Raw genomic sequence first — 19,404 nt, forward strand, 5'->3', positions numbered from 1 at the left:
AGCACTCGTTGAAAACGAGCGCAAGGAATAAGAAATGCATAAAAAACGCCCCGGCATAGGAATTACCGGGGCGTTGTGCTTTTTACCCCCCCCTTTAGGGGTCGGGGGCTAATCAATCCACTCAAACTTAGTATAAGGCACAAGCACTTCCGGTACTTTAATACCTTTTTCAGTTTGGTTATTCTCTAACAAAGTAGCAACAATACGCGGCAAGGCCAGTGCGCTGCCGTTTAGCGTATGTGCCAACTGTGTTTTACCATCAGCATTCCGGAAACGCAGTTTAAGCCTGTTGCTCTGGAAAGTTTCAAAATTTGATACTGATGAAACTTCCAGCCAGCGTTGCTGTGCCGCGCTCCAGGTTTCCATATCATAAGTTAAAGCAGAGCCAAAGCCCATATCGCCGCCGCAAAGACGTAATACGCGATATGGTAAACCTAACTTCTGTAAAAGGCCCTGTACGTGGCTGCTCATCTGTTCCAATATCTCGTATGATTTATCCGGATGCGCAATAGTCACGATCTCCACCTTATCAAACTGGTGCAAGCGGTTCAGCCCACGTACGTGTGAACCATATGAACCGGCCTCGCGACGGAAACATGGTGTATGACCACAGTTACGCACCGGTAACTGATCTTCTTTTAATATCACCTCGCGGTACAAGTTGGTAATAGGCACTTCGGCAGTAGGGATCAGGTACAGGTTATCGATACCTACATGATACATCTGACCTTCTTTATCCGGCAATTGTGAAGTGCCAAAGCCAGAAGCTTCATTCACCATCAGCGGCACACTTACCTCGCTATAGCCTGCTTTTTCGGCTTCATCAATAAAGTAATTGATCAGTGCGCGTTGCAGCTTAGCGCCTTTGTTTTTATATACAGGGAAACCGGCGCCGGTTATTTTAACGCCGAGTTCAAAATCAATCAGGTTGTATTTAGCGGTCAGTTCCCAATGCGGTAGCGCATCGGCAGGCAGCTCAGGCTTTGTGCCGTTCTCCAACACTACCTCATTATCTTCGGGAGTTAGGCCTTTAGGTACCGAGCTATGCGGAAGATTGGGCAGCAATACCAGTTTTTGGTAAAGTTCTTCTTCGGTAATAGTAAGCAGGTCGCCGAGCTTTTTGATCTCTTCTTTCCATGCGCCGGTTTTGCCCTTAAGGCCTTCAGCTTCTTCTTTTTTACCGGCACGCATCAGCTCGCCTATTTGTTTTGCAGCTGCATTGGCCTCGGCCGAAACATTATCCATACTGGTTTGAGTGGAGCGGCGTTTGTCGTCCAGTTCAATTATTTCATCAACCAGTTGGGGCTGTTTAAAATTTTTTACAGCCAAACGTTCCAAAACCTGTTCCCGGTTATCACGGATATAACTAACTTGCAGCATTATTTTATTTTTTAGGCAAAGATATAAATAAGTCCATAGTCCATAGTCGATAGTCCATAGTAATTTACGTTAGGGGTGTAAACACCGGAACGATGAAGAGCCATGGGCCATCGACTATCAACTATCGACTCAAACAACATGAACAATCCCATAGGCAAACTGTACTTAGTCCCCACCCCGATAGGTAATTTGGAGGATATGACCTTCAGGGCTATCCGTGTGTTAAAGGAGGTGGACCTGATACTGGCCGAGGATACCCGTACCTCCGCCCCGATGTTGAAACACTTTGAGATCCATCAAAAAGTATTTGCGCATCATCAGCATAACGAGCATCAATCGAGTAACGAGATCATTAAGTTTTTACTGCAGGGGAAAAATATCGCGCTCATTTCGGATGCAGGCACACCGGCCATTTCCGATCCGGGCTTTTTCCTGGTACGGGAAGCTTTAAAGTTTAATATCGCTGTAGAATGCCTGCCAGGCGCTACGGCCTTTGTACCTGCCCTGGTAAATTCGGGGTTCCCTACGGATAAGTTCTGTTTCGAGGGATTTTTACCATTAAAAAAAGGCCGCCAAACCCGGTATAAGTTTTTGGCCGAAGAAGAGCGGACCATCATACTATATGAGTCGCCCCACCGTTTGTTAAAAACACTGGACGAGATGGCAACCTATTTTGGGGCCGACAGGCAGATCTCGGTATCCCGCGAGCTTACCAAAATGTTTGAAGAAACTGTTAGGGGCACTGTAGTTGAAGTAAAACAATACTTTGAAACGCACCCCATGAAAGGCGAGTTTGTAATGTGTGTGGCCGGAGCAACAGCTAAAACGGCAAAAGGGAAATATGAAAGGGATGAGGAAGAAGAGTAAAACTTCAACTCTCCCGCATGTCATTGCGAGGCACGAGGCAATCGCATGCTATACAGAATTGCTTTGCTTCCGTGCGATTGCCACGCTACGCTCGCAATGACATTTTACAATTTTAAATATAAGCGACAACAGCATAATTCTTGTCACTCTACATGAAAAAAAATCTACCATTAGCCATACTATCTGGCTTGCTTTTATGGATAGCCTGGCCGCCTACCCCCTATACTACATTTTTACTTTTCATTGGCTTTGTGCCCATGCTGCTGGCTGTAGAAAATATCATCAATGATGACAGACCCAAAAAAGGCAAACGGGTATTTAATGTAACTTTCATTGGCTTTTTTATCTGGAACTCATTATCTGTTTACTGGGTTTACAACGCGCTAAAGATGGTAGGCGAAGTTGTAGCTATTCCTATCACACTTATCCCCTATTCGCTGGGGCCGCTGTTAATGGCGACAGCTTTCTGGCTATACTACAGGTTGAGGCTCGTCGCCCCACGCTGGATAGCACTGATAGGTTTAATCTGTTTCTGGATCGGGTATGAATACCTGCACCAAAGCTGGGACCTTTACTTTCCGTGGATGACGCTGGGCAACGGCTTTGCCGTATCGCACCAATGGGTTCAATGGTATGAATATACCGGCGTATATGGCGGCACTATATGGATCTGGGCAGTGAACATCCTGGCATTTTTAATTTATACAAGCCTTCGCGAAGCTCAGACCAAACGCCACAGAATGGCACTGATTACGGCGATTGTATTTGTTGTAACAGCGCCTCTTGGCTATTCATTATCGGTTTATCATAACTATGTTGAAGAAGTAAACCCATCAAATATCGTTATCGCCCAGCCCAATATAGATCCGTACGAGAAAAATGGCACCATCCCCCCAGCTTTACAACTTGATATCCTGATCCAGCTTTCAAGACAGGCGGCGCAACCCAATACCGAATTTTTTATCTGGCCCGAAACAGCTATCCCCGCGCCTGTTTATATTAACGAAGAACAGATAGGCCAAAATGATTTTGTTAAGCAAGCCCAGCTTTTTTTACGCAAATACCCTAATGGCAACCTGGTTACCGGCGCCGAAACATACAGGCTATATAACAACAGGGCAACACCAACGGCAGTTCCCTCGCCATGGGGCGGCGACCAGTTTGCTGATTTTTACAGCACAGCCCTCAATATTGAAAATGGCGACAGGATTCAAACTTACCATAAATCACGGTTAGTACCCGGAGCCGAATCCCTGCCTTTTGGCGATGCGCTCTCATTCCTGAAACCTGTATTTGAACATTTAGGCGGCGCTACCGGCAACTACGCTCCCGAACAGGATGCAAAAGTACTGTATTCGCAAAGCGGTATCGGGGTAGATCCGGTTATTTGCTATGAATCGATATGGGGAGGCTATATTGCCCGTTCGGTTAAAAAGGGAGCACAGTTTATTGCCATTATTACCAACGACGGCTGGTGGGAAAATACCTCGGGCAAGGATCAGCATTTAGACTATGCCAAACTTCGCGCCATTGAAACCCGCCGCTGGGTTTGCCAATCGGCTAATACCGGTATTTCCGGGTTTATCAACCAGCGCGGCGATGTGGTTAAACATACCGAATGGTGGACTAAAACCTCGATCAAGCAAGATGTCAACCTTAACAGTGAGCTCACATTTTATGTTAAACACGGCGATTATATCCCCCAAGCCGGCAGTATATTTGCAGGCATTGGCATATTATTTTTACTGGGGATGAGATTGAGGAAGAAGCAAACCTTAACGGTTTGAAAACTCAACCCATAAATGGCTAATCAAGTACTGACAGCGTGGTTTTGATAATATCATCAAAAAAAGCCTTATCGGCGGTGGCTTTGGCTGACACCTGCATGCCCCTTACCGCATTCATAATGAACCGGGCCAGCGCAAGGGAATCCTGGGAGTTACGAATCTCACCGCTTGCCTGTCCTTTTTTTATGGCACTAAGAATCGCGTTTTCAAACTGCTGCTCATTCCGGCAAATCAGGTCCTTAACCTCAGCATCCAGCGACGCCAGTTCAATTTCGGCATTTACCATAAAACAACCTTTACGTTGCTCATCCTTTAACAAATCGCGCATGGTAAGCTCTAAAAGCTTTTTTATAGCATCTTTGGCCGACGCTGAATTATTGATAATATCACACATCTGGTTTCCACCTGCCTTTTGATAGCTATCCAAAGCTTTAATGTATAAAGCGTGTTTATCACCAAAAGTATCATACAGGCTCGAACGGCTTATACCCAAACCGTCAACCAAGTCTTGCATAGACGTGCCATTGTAGCCCTTATGCCAAAAAATGCAAACGGCCTTGCTCAATACCTCGGCTTCATCAAAATCTTTACTTCGTGCCATAACAGAAAAGCTTTACCCGTTTTGCAGGCAAAGCTATTCATTTTTAATTAATTGTTTAGTCTTATACCCCGTTTGTGCTTAACGGGCTTTACTGGCATAATTATCTTACCCCACCACTTGCAAGGATAATTTCGCCGGTTAACCAGCGTGAATCATCAGATGCCAGGAATACAGCAACAGGGGCAATATCATCCGGCTGACCGATACGGCCAAGCGGTGTAGTTTTTTCAAGCTCAGCCTGGAAATCGCTTCCTATAAAACCCGCTGTGTGTGTGCCTTCGGTTTCAACCATGCCAGGGTTAATAGCATTTACACGGATCTTTTTAGGGCCAAGCTCTTTTGATAAAACTTGTGTAATAGAATCAACCGCACCTTTAGTACCTGTATAAATAGCACTTTGCGGCGGAGTAATACGGGTTACCGTTGAGCTTATGTTAATTATGCTGCCGCCTTTATCGCCAAAGCTATTTACCGCTCCCTGGGTAGCAAGCAATAAGCCCAGTACATTGATATCAAACTGGCGGTGAAATTCTTCTTCGGTTACAACTTCTATCGGTGTAAATTGGTAAACACCTGCATTGTTCACCAAAACATCAACACCACCGAACGCCTCTTTGGTTTCGGCAAAAAGACGGTCAACGTCGGCCTTCTTTGCCACGCTGCCTTGTACGGCGATAGCTTTGCCGCCTTCGGCGGTAATTTCGGCAACCACTTTATCAGCACCATTTTTATCTGATGCATAATTTACTACTACTGCAGCACCTGCCGAAGCCAGACTTTTAGCTATACCTGCGCCAATTCCTTTTGAAGCTCCTGTTACTACTGCAACCTTGTTTTCTAATTTTTTCATTTTCTGGAAGATTAATTTAATTTTGGATCAATCGTTCCACAAATATAAACTCATTTTGGAACATTCATTCCTAAATTAATTTTTATTAGGCTGGGATGACAAATGGAGTTGGCTAATATGGCGGCGGCGCTAAAGACAGATAACCTACAAAACTGCGTTCCACGAAGAGTTAGGAATGGTGAAATATTGAATTATTTAAATCCGGGGCTGTAGAAGACGAAATGACAAAAGAGGGCCGGGTCAGTCTGGGCCTGTCGAAGACTCGCGCGCAGAGGCCTGCCCACTATGCTTCGACAAGCTCAGCATGACCCGATTCTAATTTTGTCGCGGGTATAATTCTGCCTACTCTTCTGTTGCCATTTCATTCCTCTTCAGAATAAAAGCCATCAGGTCATTTATAGGATGCTTAATGATTTTGCCGGTTTTTACACCGTGCAAGTGGCAGAGAGAGACAAGCTCTTCAGAAAATGAATAAGCTATGGAGCCCACAAAGTGGCATTTATACTTGTGGTATTCGGGGTACGATTTAATATTGGTTTCAATAAACTCCACCAGCCCATCAACCAGCATGGAGTGCCCGTATTCGGTAGTTTTTATTTCGCTTACAAACTTACTGAACGATGCCAGGTAGGTATTGGCATTAGGCTTTTGATACACATTTTTGATCACGATCTCCTTGTTCAGGTGGTAAGCCTTATCAAACTTCTGGCTGATATCATACGGCATATTACCATATAAAAAATCAGTGATCAGCTTTTTGCCAAACCAGGTGCCTGAGCCCTCATCGCCCAAAACAAAACCAAGGCCATGCTGTCCGTCGTAAATGTCTTCACCATCAAAAAAAGAGATATTACTACCGGTGCCCAGCACACAACAAATCCCTTTTTCCTGGCCACAGGTTGCATAAGCGCATCCCAGCAGGTCGCTGTCAACGCTGATGTAAGCTTTATTAAAATGTGTGCTCAGGGCGTTTGATACAATCTCATGCCTGTCGGGACTGCTGCAGCCTGCACCAAAAAAGTAAATCTCCGAAATCTCGGCAGCAAGCGCAACCATATCCGGGGCCTGTTCAAGGATGATACGGGCAATCTCTTTTTCGGTTAAAAAATACGGGTTTAGCCCGGCGGTAAGGAACGAACGGGTTTCCTGGTCTGAAACGGTCAGCAGCCAATCGGTTTTTGATGATCCGCTATCTGCAACTAAGATCATTGACAAATTTCTTCAAGCGCTTTAACAGTAAGTGGCTTATGAATAAACTGTGTAATATGCTTATTATCTTCCGAGTCCCTGATATCAGTAGGATCAAGCGATGACGATAACATATATATTTTTATCCCTTTTTTAGCGATATCCAAACCGGCAAATTCGTGCAGAAACTCAAACCCCGTCATTATTGGCATCCTGATATCTAAAAAAATAACGTCGGGGTTTACCGATCCGCTTTTTAACGACTCAATGGCCTCCATTGGCGATTGACGCACAATAATATTTTCGGCAAAGTTGCTACTTTCCAAAACCCGGCGCGTTATAAAGCTATCAATGTAGTTATCATCAATAAGCATACAGGTTTTGAAAGGGGCGGTCATGATTCAAAAATAAGTTTTTAAACTTATTATTAAAATATTTTTTATTTGATGTTAATGCTGTTTGTTATTTGTTTTAACATGATCTCGGCCTGCTTACTTTGGTATTGCGCGGCAAAGAATTTTGATTGCGCGTCAAGGTAATTGCGCTGTGCCTCCCTTACCTCAAGCGGGGTAATGTTACCTAACTTATATTTATCAAGCGTAATATCCAGGTTTTTTTTGTTAAGGTTTACATTGGCTTCTTCCAGTTTTACCAGGTCAAGGCCCGAAAGATATGCCACAAACAAGCTGTTGATCTGGCTTTCAATATCCAGTTTGGTTTGTTTGGCAGCAATGCCGGCATTGTCAATCTGGATCTTTGCATTCTTTTCGCGCCTGTTTTGGTTAAAGCCATTAAAAATGTTGATGCTTGCAGTGAGGCCGTAATTAAAGCCATGCACATTTTGCGACAAGGTAAACCCTGCCGGTGTTTTGCTGTTGGTAAAGGTATAGCCCGATGTTACCCCAACCTGCGGATACCGTGTAGCGCGCACCTGTTTAAGGTTGATCTCGGCAAGGCGCTGGTTTATTTGCGCCGATAGTATTGCCGGATTTTGCAGCTGCGCGTTGTTGAGCACATCAGCCAGCGCCAGTTTTTCATCAACTATAATAGTATCGGCTACAGAAAAATCGGTTTGCAGATCGCGGATCAGTAATTGGTTAAGCTGTATTTTAGCTGTCTTAAATTGCTGATACTGGATCACCAGGTTACCGGTATCCGTATTCAGGTTTACCTGGGCATTTAACACTTCCAATCGCGAAGCCCTTCCTACTGCAAACTTATCATTGGCAATACGTAACTGTGTGCGGGAAATGTCAATAGCTCCTTTTAATGCCTTGATCTGTTCGTTCTGACTGATCAGATTATAATAGGTATCGATAACGCCGGCCACTGTTCTTTGTATGGTATCCTGTAATTGCAGTACACCCAGTTTATCCATCTGTTTTAGCTGATCGTAATTTGCAAACATGGCAAAGCCATCAAAAATTGTCCAGTTAAGGTTTACCCCATAATTGTTATTGGAGTTTTTGGCATTACGGATATTGTTAACCGTACCATCATTACGGGTTTGCTTAGTTGTTTGGCGGCTGTTATTGTCGTTAAAGTCGCCGGTAACCACAGGCAAGATCCCTGCATTACCAAGTGTAACATTATTTGACGCTATGGTTGAGTTGTTTTGCGACAACTTAATATTGTAGTTGTTTTTCAGCGCTATTTCAACCGCATCTTTTAAAGTAAGTAAGGGCGCATCCTGCTGGGCCAACGCAATGGTTGATATCATTACAAAACAACAAACCAGGCAGGCTATTTTCTTGATCATCATATTATGTTACAGGTTTTCGATCAGTTTAGGTTCTCGTTGGTGCGGGTGACGGGCAGCTTCGGCCATTTCAGCTTCTGCAGCCAGGTCCTCAGGGTCGTGGTCATGGTCTTTACGGGTTTTAGCAGCCAGCAGCAGGTACATCATCGGAATAATATAAAGCGTTAACACCAATGAAAACAGCATCCCCCCCATAATCACAATACCTAATGAAACACGGCTTTTTGCACCGGCGCCCAGCGCAAACGCAATAGGCACAGACCCAAGCACCACGGCTAAGCTGGTCATTAATATTGGGCGTAAACGCGCCGTTGCCGCTTCAATAACTGCTTCGTATTTGGCTACGCCCTGTTCCATTCGTTGGTTTGCAAACTCCACGATTAAGATCCCGTTTTTAGTTACCAGCCCCACAAGGGTGATGATCCCGATCTCGCTGAAAATATTGAGGGTTTGATTAAACAACCACAGCGATAAAAATGCCCCCGAAATAGCCAGCGGCACAGTGAGCATCACGATAAGCGGGTCCATAAAGCTTTCAAACTGGGCTGCCAGTACCAGGTAGATCAGCAGCAAGGCAAAGCCAAAAGCAAAAAGAATGTTCGACGAACCTTCGGCATAGTCACGTGAGGGGCCGCTTAGCGCGGTACTAAAAGTATCGTCAAGTAAGCTTTTGGAGATCCTGTCCATTTCCTTGATACCATCGCCTACGGTATAACCCGGGGCAAGACCGGCCGAAAGCGTTGCCGATTTATAACGGTTAAAATGGTAGATGGCCGGAGGCGTGGCGCCCTCGGATGTCTTAACTACGTTATCCAACTGCACCAAAGTCCCTTTTGAGCTGCGTACATAAATTGATTTCAGATCAAGCGGCTGATCGCGGTTAGCGCGGTCAACCTGTGCTATTACCTGGTATTGTTTACCATTTATCAGGAAGTAGTCGAGCCGGCCGGCACTATAATATAGTTGCAGCGTTTGGGCAATATCATCAACCGAAACACCTAAGTCACGGGCGCGCGCACGGTCGGTAACCACGCGTAACTCGGGTTTAGTAAATTTCAGGTTAACATCCGTTCCCTGGAAAACCGGGCTTTTTGATACCTCGGCAAAAAACGTTGGCAGCACTTTACGGATCTTTTCAAAATCCTGGTTCTGGATAACATATTGCACCGGCAACGATGTTTTTGATCCGGAACCACCGCCGCTGATAGTTTGCTCCTGTACCACAATGGCACGGGCATCGGGCATTTTGCGTAGTTTACCATTCAGCCAGTCGGCAAGTTCCTGCTGAGTGCGCACACGTTTATCAGGAGCAACCAGCCCTACCCTTCCAAAGCCTGTATTTGAAGCACCGCCGCCGCCAAATGATGGCGAAACAATTTCAAGGTTAACATTAGCCTCCGGAATTGAATCCGCAACCAGGTTAGACACCTTATCCATATACCGGGTCATGTACTCATAAGTTGCCCCCTCCGAACCGGTAACGCTGTAACGGAGCAAACTACGATCATCAAGCGGAGCAAGCTCTGACGGAATAACATTTACCAGGATCCCGATGATAACGACAGATGCTGCCAGGATAACGAACGACACCCATTTGCGCTTCATAAACTTAATGAGCGATTCGGTATACGAGGTAGTCATGTTAATAAAAAACGGCTCCGTTTTTTCGTAAAACCTTGATTTTTTTTGGTTTTTACGGATCAGCTTTACGTTAAGCATCGGTGTTAATGAAAGGGAAACAAATGCCGATATTAACACCGCACCGGCTACCACCACCGCAAACTCGCGGAACAAACGGCCGGTGAAACCCTGTAAAAACACAATAGGTAAAAACACAGCCGCCAGCGTAACCGACGTGGATACTACCGCGAAAAAAATCTCGGCCGAACCTTCAAAAGCCGCTTTACGGATAGCCATTCCAGCCTCTACCTTTTTATAAATATTTTCCGTTACTACGATACCGTCATCCACCACCAGGCCCGTTGCCAGCACTATCCCTAAAAGGGTTAAGATATTGATAGAAAACCCGAAGATGTACATGATAAAGAAAGCACCGATCAATGATACCGGGATATCTATCAGCGGGCGGAAAGCTATCAGCCAATCGCGGAAGAAAAGGTAGATGATAATTACCACCAGTATAAAGGCCACGATCAGCGTTTCCTGCACCTCAGATATCGACTGGTTAATGAACCTTGTATTATCCAAAGCCACTTTTACCGAAATATCGGGTGGAAGGTCTTTTTTGATCTGTTCTAAACGGGTATAAAAATCCTTGGCTATCTGTACATAATTAGCCCCCGGCTGTGGTACCAGGGCCAGGCCAACCATCGGCACCCCCGATTCTTTAAATATGGTTTCCTCGTTTGCCGAGCCCAGCACAGCATAACCAATATCGCTCAGCCTGATCACCCTGCTGCTGTCGGCACGGATAATGAGGTTGTTAAAATCCTTTTCAGTTGCCAGTTTACCTAAGGCCCTGATGGTAACTTCGGTATTATTACCTTCAATTTTACCGGCAGGCAGCTCTACGTTTTCTTTAGCTAAAGCCGCACCGATGTCGGTAGCTGTAACGCCAAGTGCCGAAAGCTTGTTAGGGTCTATCCACAGGCGCATGGCATACTGGCGCTGTCCCTGTACGTTAATGGTACTTACACCGGGGATGGTTTGCAACCCTTCCAGCAGCACATTTTCCGCATAATCATCCAGCTGGTTGATGTTACGGGTGTCACTGCTCACGGTAAGGGTAATGATCTGGTCGGCGCTGGCATCGGCCTTGGTTACTACCGGCGGGGCGTTAATATCCTGCGGCAGCTGGCGCTGGGCCTGGCCCACTTTATCACGCACGTCATTTGCAGCGGTTTCCAGGTCGGCATCAAGGTCAAACTCAACGGTGATGTTGCTTTGACCAACCGAACTGGTTGACGATATGTTGCGGATGCCCGGAACACCATTAATGGATTTTTCGAGCGGCTCCGTGATCTGCGATTCAATTACATCGGCATTGGCACCGGAGTAACTGGTTGATACCGAAATAATGGGTGGGTCGACCGAAGGAAAATCCCTCACGCCCAAAAACTTATAGCCGATAATACCAAATACAACAATAACCACAGACATTACTGTTGCCAATACCGGCCGCTTAATACTTACTGAGGATAAACTCATATTGGTTTATTTAATAACTTTTAAAATTTTCAAAGGCACTTTTGGCCGCATTTGGATCAGGCCCGATACTACCACACTGTCGCCAGGCTTTAAGCCTTCAATAACCTGGATCTTTGTATCGGTTCGCAGATCTGTTTTTACCGGTTTTGACATGGCTTTACCATTGTGGTAGATCCAAACCAGGCTGCTTTTCAAATCGGGAATAACCGCCTCTGTTGGCAGCAAAATGGTTTTAGGAATTTGATCAAGCGTTAAATTGATCTTGGCAAAGCTGCCCGCGGTAAGTATTCCTTTAGGGTTAGGTGCCTTAGCGCGCACAGTAATAGTGCGTGAGCTTGCATCAATTGAAGGGTCAATGGCATATACCGTACCCACAAAACTCTCCATCGAGCTTTCTGTCTTGAACCTGATCTTACTGCCGGGGCCAAGTATAGAAAGGTACCTTTCAGGCACAGCAAAAGTTACTTTTGCCGGATCGATATTAACCAGATCGGCAATAGGCGATGATGGCGAGAGGTAACTGCCCGGGCTCACATTCCGTAAACCGATAGTCCCCGAAAAGGGCGCACGGATCTCGGTACGGGCAATCTGCGCCTTAATTACATTTGCGGCAGCTTTTAACGAATTTAATGATGTTAATGAAGTATCGTATTCCTCCTGGCTTATGGCTTCTTTTTGAAGCAACTGGCGGTTACGGCTTTCCTGTTGCTTTGCCAATGCCACCTGGTACTGGTTTTGCTGCAACGATGCTTCCAGGTCCTGGTTGTACACTTTAACCAGCAACTGGCCCTTTGTTACTTTAGTACCTTCATTAAAGTAGATCCCGGTAATATTACCTGCTGTTTGGCTTATCAGGCTTACCTTTTCATTGGCATCAATGGTGCCGGTAATATCAATAATGTTGTTTACGGCGGTATCTTTAACTATCATTACTTTAACCCCTACCGCGCCGCCGCCTTTTTTCTTATCGCCCTTGCCCGAAGCCATAGCCGCGGCCGATTTCTTTGCCCCTTCGCTAAAAAATTTATTGTAAATTAAATAGGCAACCAGCAGGGCCAGCGCCGTGTAAATAATATATTTCGTTTTCATACTTTGTTTAATCCGTGTGTGATTTAGCTTGTAGGGTTGTTTCGGGTGATACCAATGGTTTTAAATTTTTATGCATGCGGGTAAGTACGCTTTCAAATACCTGCATATCGGCTTCGGATATGCCTTCGGTAATATCCGCGTTGATGGCTTCAAATGTTTCGATGATCTGCGGAACGGCCAATTTTGCCTTATCGGTAACGCGGAGCAATTGCTGCCGCCTGTCGTTCGGGTTGTTTTCGCGGTAAACAAAGCCTTTTGCGGTAAGCAGGTTAATGATGCTTACCATGGCCGATTTATCCTTGCCCAGCAGGTTTGCCAGCGCGTTTTGGGTAAGTTGCCCGTCATGAAAGTAAATGAGCGAAAGTATATAATGGTACCGGGTAACATCCAGGTGAATGGTATGCTTTACCAGTACATTCAGATACAGTTTACCTAAGCGTATCAGCTTGCGCGAAATAGGTTCAATCAGTTCCATTTACTTAAAAATCGATGTAAAACTAATAGCATAATATCAACAATAGTTGCATGTATCAACCATTTTACAACGGTGTTTAGGGCGCTGTAAGGCCACATACATAACTGATTATATAATATTTTATAAATTGCGACCATGAAACTGACCAACCTACGCACGCTATTTTTTTTAACGCTTTTTATTATGAGTACTACCATCAGCGAGGCCGCCGCCAACGCTCAGATTACCTACAATGTTTCGTTTCCTGAAGCCCAGGCCCATTATGCTGATATTGAAATGCATATTACCGGCCTTCAGCAAAACACCCTTGAGCTCAAAATGCCGGTATGGACACCGGGCTCATACCTGGTGCGCGAGTTCGCAAAAAACATCGAATCATTAACTGCTGAAGCTAACGGCAAACCCGTTGCAGCACCCAAAATCAATAAGAATACCTGGCAAATTGTTACAAAAGGAATTTCGTCGGTAACGGTAAAATACAGGGTTTATGCTTTTGAATTTTCAGTACGCACCAGTTTTATAGATGCCTCACATGGCTTCCTTTCAACCACCGGCATCTTTGTTTACCCGGCCAATATGCAGCATTCACCCGCTGTTATCCACATCAAACCATATAAAAACTGGGATAAAGTTTCAACCAGTTTGGAAATGGTAAATAACGATCCGTTTACCCGTTTATCACCCAATTTTGATGTCCTGTTCGATTCGCCTATTGAAGTGGGCAACCAGGATGTTTTTGGCTTTGACGCATCAGGCGTTCATTATGAAATTTGCATGTATGGCGGCGGCAATTACGATAAGGAAAAATTAAAAGCCGATATCCACAAAATTGTGGACCAGGAAGCGGCCGTTTTTGGCGAAAACCCCAATAAGCGTTATGTATTCATTGTGCACAACCGCTTAAGGAACGGCGGAGGTTTGGAGCACTTAAGCTCAACTGTATTAGGGGCATCGCGCGATAGCTATGCTAATGATAAAGGCTACCAAAGCTTTTTGGGCCTGGTGGCCCATGAGCATTTCCATTTGTGGAATGTAAAGCGCCTGCGCCCTGTTGTGTTAGGCCCTTTTGATTATGACAATGAAAACTATACCACCAATTTGTGGATAGCCGAAGGTTTTACCGAGTACTACCAGGGTATCATTGTACGCCGTACGCAGCTGTTCCCGGTTCAGAATTATTTTGATGTTTTGGAGGGCGAGTTCAATGTGCTTGAAAACCTGCCCGGAAAGAATGTACAAACCCTTGCCGAATCAAGCTTTGATGCCTGGATCAAGGCTTACCGCCCTAACGAAAACTCTAACAATACCACGATATCATACTACAACAAAGGGGCAATCATTGGTATGATGCTCGATCTGGAGATCATCAACGACAGCAAAGGCAAATACTCGTTAGATGATGCCATGAAGTACATGTACACCCAGTATTATAAAATCAAAAAGCGCGGTTACACCGATGCTGAGTTTAAAGCTGCCTTTGAAAAATTTGCAGGTAAAAAACTTGATGATTTTTATGCCAGATACATCAACGGCCTAACCCCTATCGATTATAATAAATACTTAGGTTATGCCGGTTATAAAGCAGAGGATGAACTGGCCGATAAAAACGATGCTGCTTTAGGTATCACTACTACTACAACCGCAGCTAAAAAAATTATTGTTACGAGCGTGCAACGTGGTACTGCCGCTTATATCGATGGCATTAACGTAAACGACGAAATCACCGCTATTGACGGAACGCCGGTTACTGATGCTGCAACTATGATTAATGGTAAAAATCCCGGCGATAAAATTGAAGTTACTGTAACCCGCGACGGGCAAGCTATGACCTTACCGGTTACCCTGCTGAAAAGCAACCGCGTTAAATACAATATTGTTACCCTTGATAGCCCAACCGAACAGCAAATGGTTGTGAGGAGGAAGTGGTTAAGTATATAACATTGCTTTTTTATAAAGAAGGCCGGCTGAGCTGAAGTGCCCCCGAAAAGTTAGACACTATTTTGGGGGCAGTGTAAGCTGGCCTTCTTTGTTTAATGTTGGCGCCAATTAAATATTTATTAATTAAATTTGTATATGGAAACATTCATTGTACATCCTGAAAACAAAGAACAATCAGCCGCTGTCAAAGCTTTTTTAAAGGCACTCAAGATCAATTTTGAGAAGCATGAAACGGGTTTATACAATACCGAATTTGTTGAACAGGTGTTAGCGGGTGAAACAGCACGAAAAGCTGGTAAAAAAGGCGTTAGGGTAAACCTGAGCCACTCAAATATAAGCTAACTGGAGAGTGGTCAAGGCGCATAAACTCCGAACATCGTATTATCTATGATGTGGTTGATGAAACCATTAATGTTTACTCTTTACGAGGGCATTATGAATGATAACATCAATGAAACCGCGAAAAAGTTGGTCTTTTTTGTTAACCAACCCAATTGTCATCGTGAACCATGACGTAATTAAAATGGGTGTCATGCTGAGCCCGTCGAAGCATGGTGGGTGGGGCCTCTGCGCGCGTCCTTCGACAGGCTCAGGATGACAGGCCCTCTACATGTATCATTAAATCTTTAAAGTCCCACGGATTTAAACACACAGCATGACGGTGAAAGGTTAGCATTTTAGAATATCCCCGTCAACAAAAAAATCAAAATATTAAAGCATAAATTATATTTTTATAGCTTATGCCCTCTGCAACCTCATTAAAAAAAATACGCCCTATACAGCTTGTCGCTGTTATTTTTTTTACTGTATCCGGTGGCCCTTACGGCCTTGAGCCGCTATTAAGTTATGCAGGCGATCATGGCGCGCTAATCATCCTGCTCATAACCCCGTTAATGTGGGACGTCCCAGCCATATTTACCGTGCTTGAGCTTAACAGCATGATGCCTATTACCGGCGGCTATTACAAATGGGTAAAATATGCCCTCGGCACCCACTGGGGTTTTGTTGAGGGCTGGTGGACCTGGCTCTATACTTTTGTCGACCTTGCCATTTACCCGGTGCTTTTTGTGCAATACGCCGGTTTCTTTTTCCCTGAATTGCTAAATTTTCAGATTCCGGTTTGTTTAGTGATCATCTGGGCATCCGCCGGGTTAAATATTTTAGGCATTATGCCGGTGGGTAGGGTTTCGCTATTTTTAAGTGCTGCTGTACTTGCGCCTATTATATTAATGATAGCATTAGGTATTTATCACCACAGCGGACCGATGCACATCCCTGCCACTTCGTTAAAAGGGCTCAGCTTCCCGTCGTTTGGTATGGCTTTGTACACGGTAATGTGGAACTGCCTGGGCTGGGATAATGTAACCACCTATGCCGAAGAAGTTGAAAAACCCGTACGCTCATATCTTATTTCAATTTTTACAGCTTTTGCGCTGGTAATGGTGGTATACTTCTTTGCCATTTGGGTTGCCCAGCAATCGGGCATTAACCACGATACATTAACCGAAAATGGGTTTCCTGCATTAGGCGTATTGATTGGCGGGCACTGGCTTGGCATAGTAGTAGCAGCGGGCGGGATGGCCAGTACCCTCGGCATCTATACCGCTGTGTTATTATCGGTATCGCGCGTGCCGCAGGTAATGTCTGAAGATAATTTACTTCCAAAAGGTGTTAACAAACTACACTCTCGTTTTAAAACACCTTTTGTTTCCATCATCATTTGCTCCATAGTTGTGAGTTTTATGGTACTGTGGACCTTTGCCGATCTGCTCATCATTGATGTAACCGTTTACGGTGCAGGACTTTCTTTAGAGTATATCGCCCTCGTAAAACTTCGCGTCAAGGAGCCGATGAAAGAGCGGCCTTTCCGGATCCCGCTTGGCGTTACCGGCCTGTGTCTGGTTTTGCTGCTACCATTTATTGTTTACAGTGTAGCGCTTGGCGGGGCATTGAGCTCGACACCAAAAGCGCTTTCCGCGGCTATATTTGCACTGGTTGCATTATCAAGTGCGGAAGTGGCCTGGCAAATTATTAAACTAAGCAAGCCTGAGCTGAAGCAATAATAATACACGAATCAATTGGCCATCTAATACAATTAATTCCAACTTCGCAAATCGTGGTGCAGAAACAGGGCAATCGTTTTTAAAACAATTCGATCTGTTTTACAAATCTCACACTGAAAAATTTTCACACAAATGCTTTGCAAGCTGTCCACAATTAATCGAATTACACGAATCTCAAATTAATTCAATTCGTGTAACTCGATTAATACGTAAAAATTAGTGTGAAAATTTTCATTTATTGTTTTTCAATATACAACTGGTTAAAAGCTATTTCCCTGAGTGAGGAAAGAAAAATTCGTGCAATTCGATTAATTCGGAAAAATTTGTGGCGATAATTTCTTCAACGTTTCAATGATTGGATAATTGACGGGGATTTGCGTAAATTCGATCCTTTCCCGAAAACTCATATCATATGAAAATCAAACACCGATACCTGATGCTTATTGGTGGCCTTGCTATTTTTGCAGGCTGCCAGAATAATAAAAGTGTGCCGGCCGAAAAAGCTATTACCGCCGCCGAAATAAAGAAATACATTTCGGCTTTAGCCAATGATTCCATGATGGGCCGCAAACCTTTCACCGCCGGCGAAGACAAGGCGATCAAATACATTTCGGAGCAGTTTAAACTGGCCGGGCTCGAACCGGGCAACAAGGGCAGCTATTTCCAGGATGTGCCCATGGTGCAGATCACCAGTACGCCATCTCCTGTAATGGAAATAACAGGCAGTAAAACGCCGCTCAGCCTGCATGCCACTACAGATTTCGTAACCTTCAGCCGCCGCGAGGTTGATTCGGTAACGCTTAAAAACTCACCGCTGGTTTTTGCCGGGTATGGTGTTGTTGCTCCCGAATATCACTGGAATGATTATGCAGGACTTGATGTTAAAGGCAAAACGGTTGTTGTACTGGTGAACGATCCGGGATTTAAAAACGGCGATCCAACCTTTTTTAAAGGCGATACCATGACCTACTACGGCCGGTGGACTTACAAGTATGAGGAAGCCGCGCGGCAGGGTGCTGCAGGGGTGCTTATCATCCACCAAAAAGAACCTGCAAGTTATGGCTGGGAAGTGGTTTCCAACAGTAACACAGGCGCCAAGCTTTACCTGCAGCAAAAAGACAAGCATATGAACCGCTGCAAGGTTGAAGGCTGGATCACCGAAGATATGGGTAAAAAACTTTTAGCTGAAGTGGGCATAACCGGCGATTTCCGTGCATTGGCCCGCAAAAAAGATTTTAAGTCCATCCCGCTTAAGCAATCAGTTACTTTAACTATCAATAACCAATTAAAATATTCCACATCGCACAATGTGATCGGCACACTTAAAGGTAGTTCACAGCCGGGCGAATATATATTATACACCGCCCATTGGGACCACCTGGGCGTAGGTAAGCCTAACGCCAAAGGCGATAGCATTTACAATGGCGCGGTTGATAATGCCGACGGGGTTGCCGCTATTATCAGTGTGGCCAAAGCATTTAACAAGGCCAAAGAAAAGCCCAAACGCTCTATTGTATTTTTAGCTGTTACAGCCGAAGAGCAGGGTTTACTGGGTTCGGAATATTATGCTACCCATCCCATTTACCCGGTTAACAAAACAGTTGCCGACCTCAATATGGATGCCCTTGGCGATTACGGTGAAACCAAAGACATAGCTGTAACCGGCAAAGGCCAAAATGATTTGGAAGATTATGTTGACGAAATAGTAAAAGCACAAGGACTTAGCACTGTTGGCGACAGGCACCCCGGCTCTGGCAGCTACTACCGGTCGGACCATTTTAACTTCGCCAAGGTTGGTGTACCGGCCCTTGACATTAACAATGGCAGCATCAGCGCAATACATGATGGCAGCTACGGCGAAGCCAAACAAAAAGATTATGGCGACAACCGCTATCACCAACAGGCCGATAATTATACCGATACTATGGATGCCACAGGCATGGCACAGATAGCTAATATCCTTTATGAAGTTGGTACTAAGCTGGGCAACGAAACAACCTTCCCCGGCTGGAAAAACGGTTCGGAGTTTAAGGCGATAAGGGAAAAGTCGATGAAATAAAAAATGTTCATGTCATTGCGAGCGAAGCGTGGCAATCTCGTAGCCAATGCATGTCCGATCTGTATAGTTACGAGATTGCTTCGTCGTTCCTCCTACCCATGACATAATTAAAAATGGGTGTCATGCTGAGCCTGTCGAAGCATGGCGCGGTGGGCCTCTGCGCGCGTCCTTCGACAAGCT

General features: G+C 44.9%; 16 protein-coding genes. 7 read left to right on the plus strand and 9 right to left on the minus strand.

The features are described 5' to 3' along the window. Positions 1-108 precede the first annotated feature (108 nt). A complete protein-coding gene (gene serS, locus MusilaSJ_RS15035) occupies positions 109-1,380 on the minus strand; it encodes a serine--tRNA ligase (RefSeq protein WP_274985772.1) in 1,272 nt (423 codons plus the stop codon). 138 nt (positions 1,381-1,518) lie between these two features. Here serS and rsmI point away from each other — a divergent pair, with 138 nt between their 5' ends. Beyond that, the gene (gene rsmI / locus MusilaSJ_RS15040) at positions 1,519-2,247 is read left to right on the plus strand and encodes a 16S rRNA (cytidine(1402)-2'-O)-methyltransferase (protein ID WP_274985773.1); all 729 of its coding nucleotides are present in this window, start codon (positions 1,519-1,521) and stop codon (positions 2,245-2,247) included. Between the two features lie 152 nt (positions 2,248-2,399). Then, positions 2,400-4,034, plus strand: coding sequence for an apolipoprotein N-acyltransferase (gene lnt, locus MusilaSJ_RS15045; RefSeq protein ID WP_274985774.1), 1,635 nt, complete (start codon positions 2,400-2,402; stop codon positions 4,032-4,034). A gap of 19 nt (positions 4,035-4,053) precedes the next feature. On the opposite strand, the gene MusilaSJ_RS15050 is transcribed toward lnt, so the two are convergent. The 8 genes from MusilaSJ_RS15050 to MusilaSJ_RS15085 form a co-directional block, all read right to left on the minus strand. Further along, complete coding sequence (locus MusilaSJ_RS15050; RefSeq protein WP_274985775.1) at positions 4,054-4,635, minus strand: TetR/AcrR family transcriptional regulator; 582 nt, start codon at positions 4,633-4,635, stop codon at positions 4,054-4,056. Positions 4,636-4,735: 100 nt separating this feature from the next. Next, on the minus strand, positions 4,736-5,485 hold the full coding sequence (locus MusilaSJ_RS15055) for a glucose 1-dehydrogenase (protein ID WP_091173618.1): 750 nt from the start codon (positions 5,483-5,485) through the stop codon (positions 4,736-4,738). A gap of 342 nt (positions 5,486-5,827) precedes the next feature. Further along, positions 5,828-6,694: an N-acetylglucosamine kinase gene (locus tag MusilaSJ_RS15060; protein WP_274985776.1), complete on the minus strand. Its 867-nt coding sequence runs from the start codon at positions 6,692-6,694 to the stop codon at positions 5,828-5,830. Beyond that, complete coding sequence (locus MusilaSJ_RS15065) at positions 6,691-7,071, minus strand: response regulator (protein WP_091176071.1); 381 nt, start codon at positions 7,069-7,071, stop codon at positions 6,691-6,693. The genes MusilaSJ_RS15060 and MusilaSJ_RS15065 overlap by 4 nt, the downstream gene beginning before the upstream one ends. Positions 7,072-7,112: 41 nt before the next feature. Then, positions 7,113-8,435 (minus strand): TolC family protein, encoded by a 1,323-nt coding sequence (locus MusilaSJ_RS15070; protein WP_274985777.1) that lies wholly within the window; start codon positions 8,433-8,435, stop codon positions 7,113-7,115. 6 nt (positions 8,436-8,441) lie between these two features. Then, the gene (locus tag MusilaSJ_RS15075) at positions 8,442-11,600 is read right to left on the minus strand and encodes an efflux RND transporter permease subunit (protein ID WP_274985778.1); all 3,159 of its coding nucleotides are present in this window, start codon (positions 11,598-11,600) and stop codon (positions 8,442-8,444) included. 6 nt (positions 11,601-11,606) lie between these two features. Continuing rightward, positions 11,607-12,689 carry an efflux RND transporter periplasmic adaptor subunit gene (locus MusilaSJ_RS15080; RefSeq protein WP_129569507.1) on the minus strand — a complete coding sequence of 361 codons (1,083 nt, stop codon included), beginning with the start codon at positions 12,687-12,689 and terminating at the stop codon, positions 11,607-11,609. 7 nt (positions 12,690-12,696) lie between these two features. After that, positions 12,697-13,164, minus strand: coding sequence for a MarR family winged helix-turn-helix transcriptional regulator (locus tag MusilaSJ_RS15085; protein WP_274985779.1), 468 nt, complete (start codon positions 13,162-13,164; stop codon positions 12,697-12,699). Between the two features lie 183 nt (positions 13,165-13,347). On the opposite strand from MusilaSJ_RS15085, the gene MusilaSJ_RS15090 reads away from it, so the two are divergent. From MusilaSJ_RS15090 to MusilaSJ_RS15110, 5 genes are all read left to right on the plus strand, one after another. Next, positions 13,348-15,102 (plus strand): M61 family metallopeptidase, encoded by a 1,755-nt coding sequence (locus MusilaSJ_RS15090; RefSeq protein WP_274985780.1) that lies wholly within the window; start codon positions 13,348-13,350, stop codon positions 15,100-15,102. Positions 15,103-15,237: 135 nt separating this feature from the next. After that, entirely contained in the window at positions 15,238-15,444 is a 207-nt protein-coding gene (locus MusilaSJ_RS15095; protein WP_274985781.1) for a DUF2683 family protein, read from the plus strand. Positions 15,445-15,464: 20 nt separating this feature from the next. Continuing rightward, complete coding sequence (locus MusilaSJ_RS15100; RefSeq protein ID WP_274990456.1) at positions 15,465-15,545, plus strand: type II toxin-antitoxin system RelE/ParE family toxin; 81 nt, start codon at positions 15,465-15,467, stop codon at positions 15,543-15,545. A 297-nt stretch (positions 15,546-15,842) separates the two neighbouring features. Next, positions 15,843-17,165, plus strand: a complete 1,323-nt coding sequence (locus MusilaSJ_RS15105) for an APC family permease (protein WP_274985782.1) — start codon at positions 15,843-15,845, stop codon at positions 17,163-17,165. 412 nt (positions 17,166-17,577) lie between these two features. After that, a complete protein-coding gene (locus tag MusilaSJ_RS15110) occupies positions 17,578-19,224 on the plus strand; it encodes a M28 family metallopeptidase (protein ID WP_274985783.1) in 1,647 nt (548 codons plus the stop codon). The last annotated feature ends 180 nt before the right edge of the window (positions 19,225-19,404 follow it).

Origin of the sequence: Mucilaginibacter sp. SJ, assembly GCF_028993635.1 — a bacterium.
Classification (GTDB): Bacteria; Bacteroidota; Bacteroidia; order Sphingobacteriales; family Sphingobacteriaceae; genus Mucilaginibacter.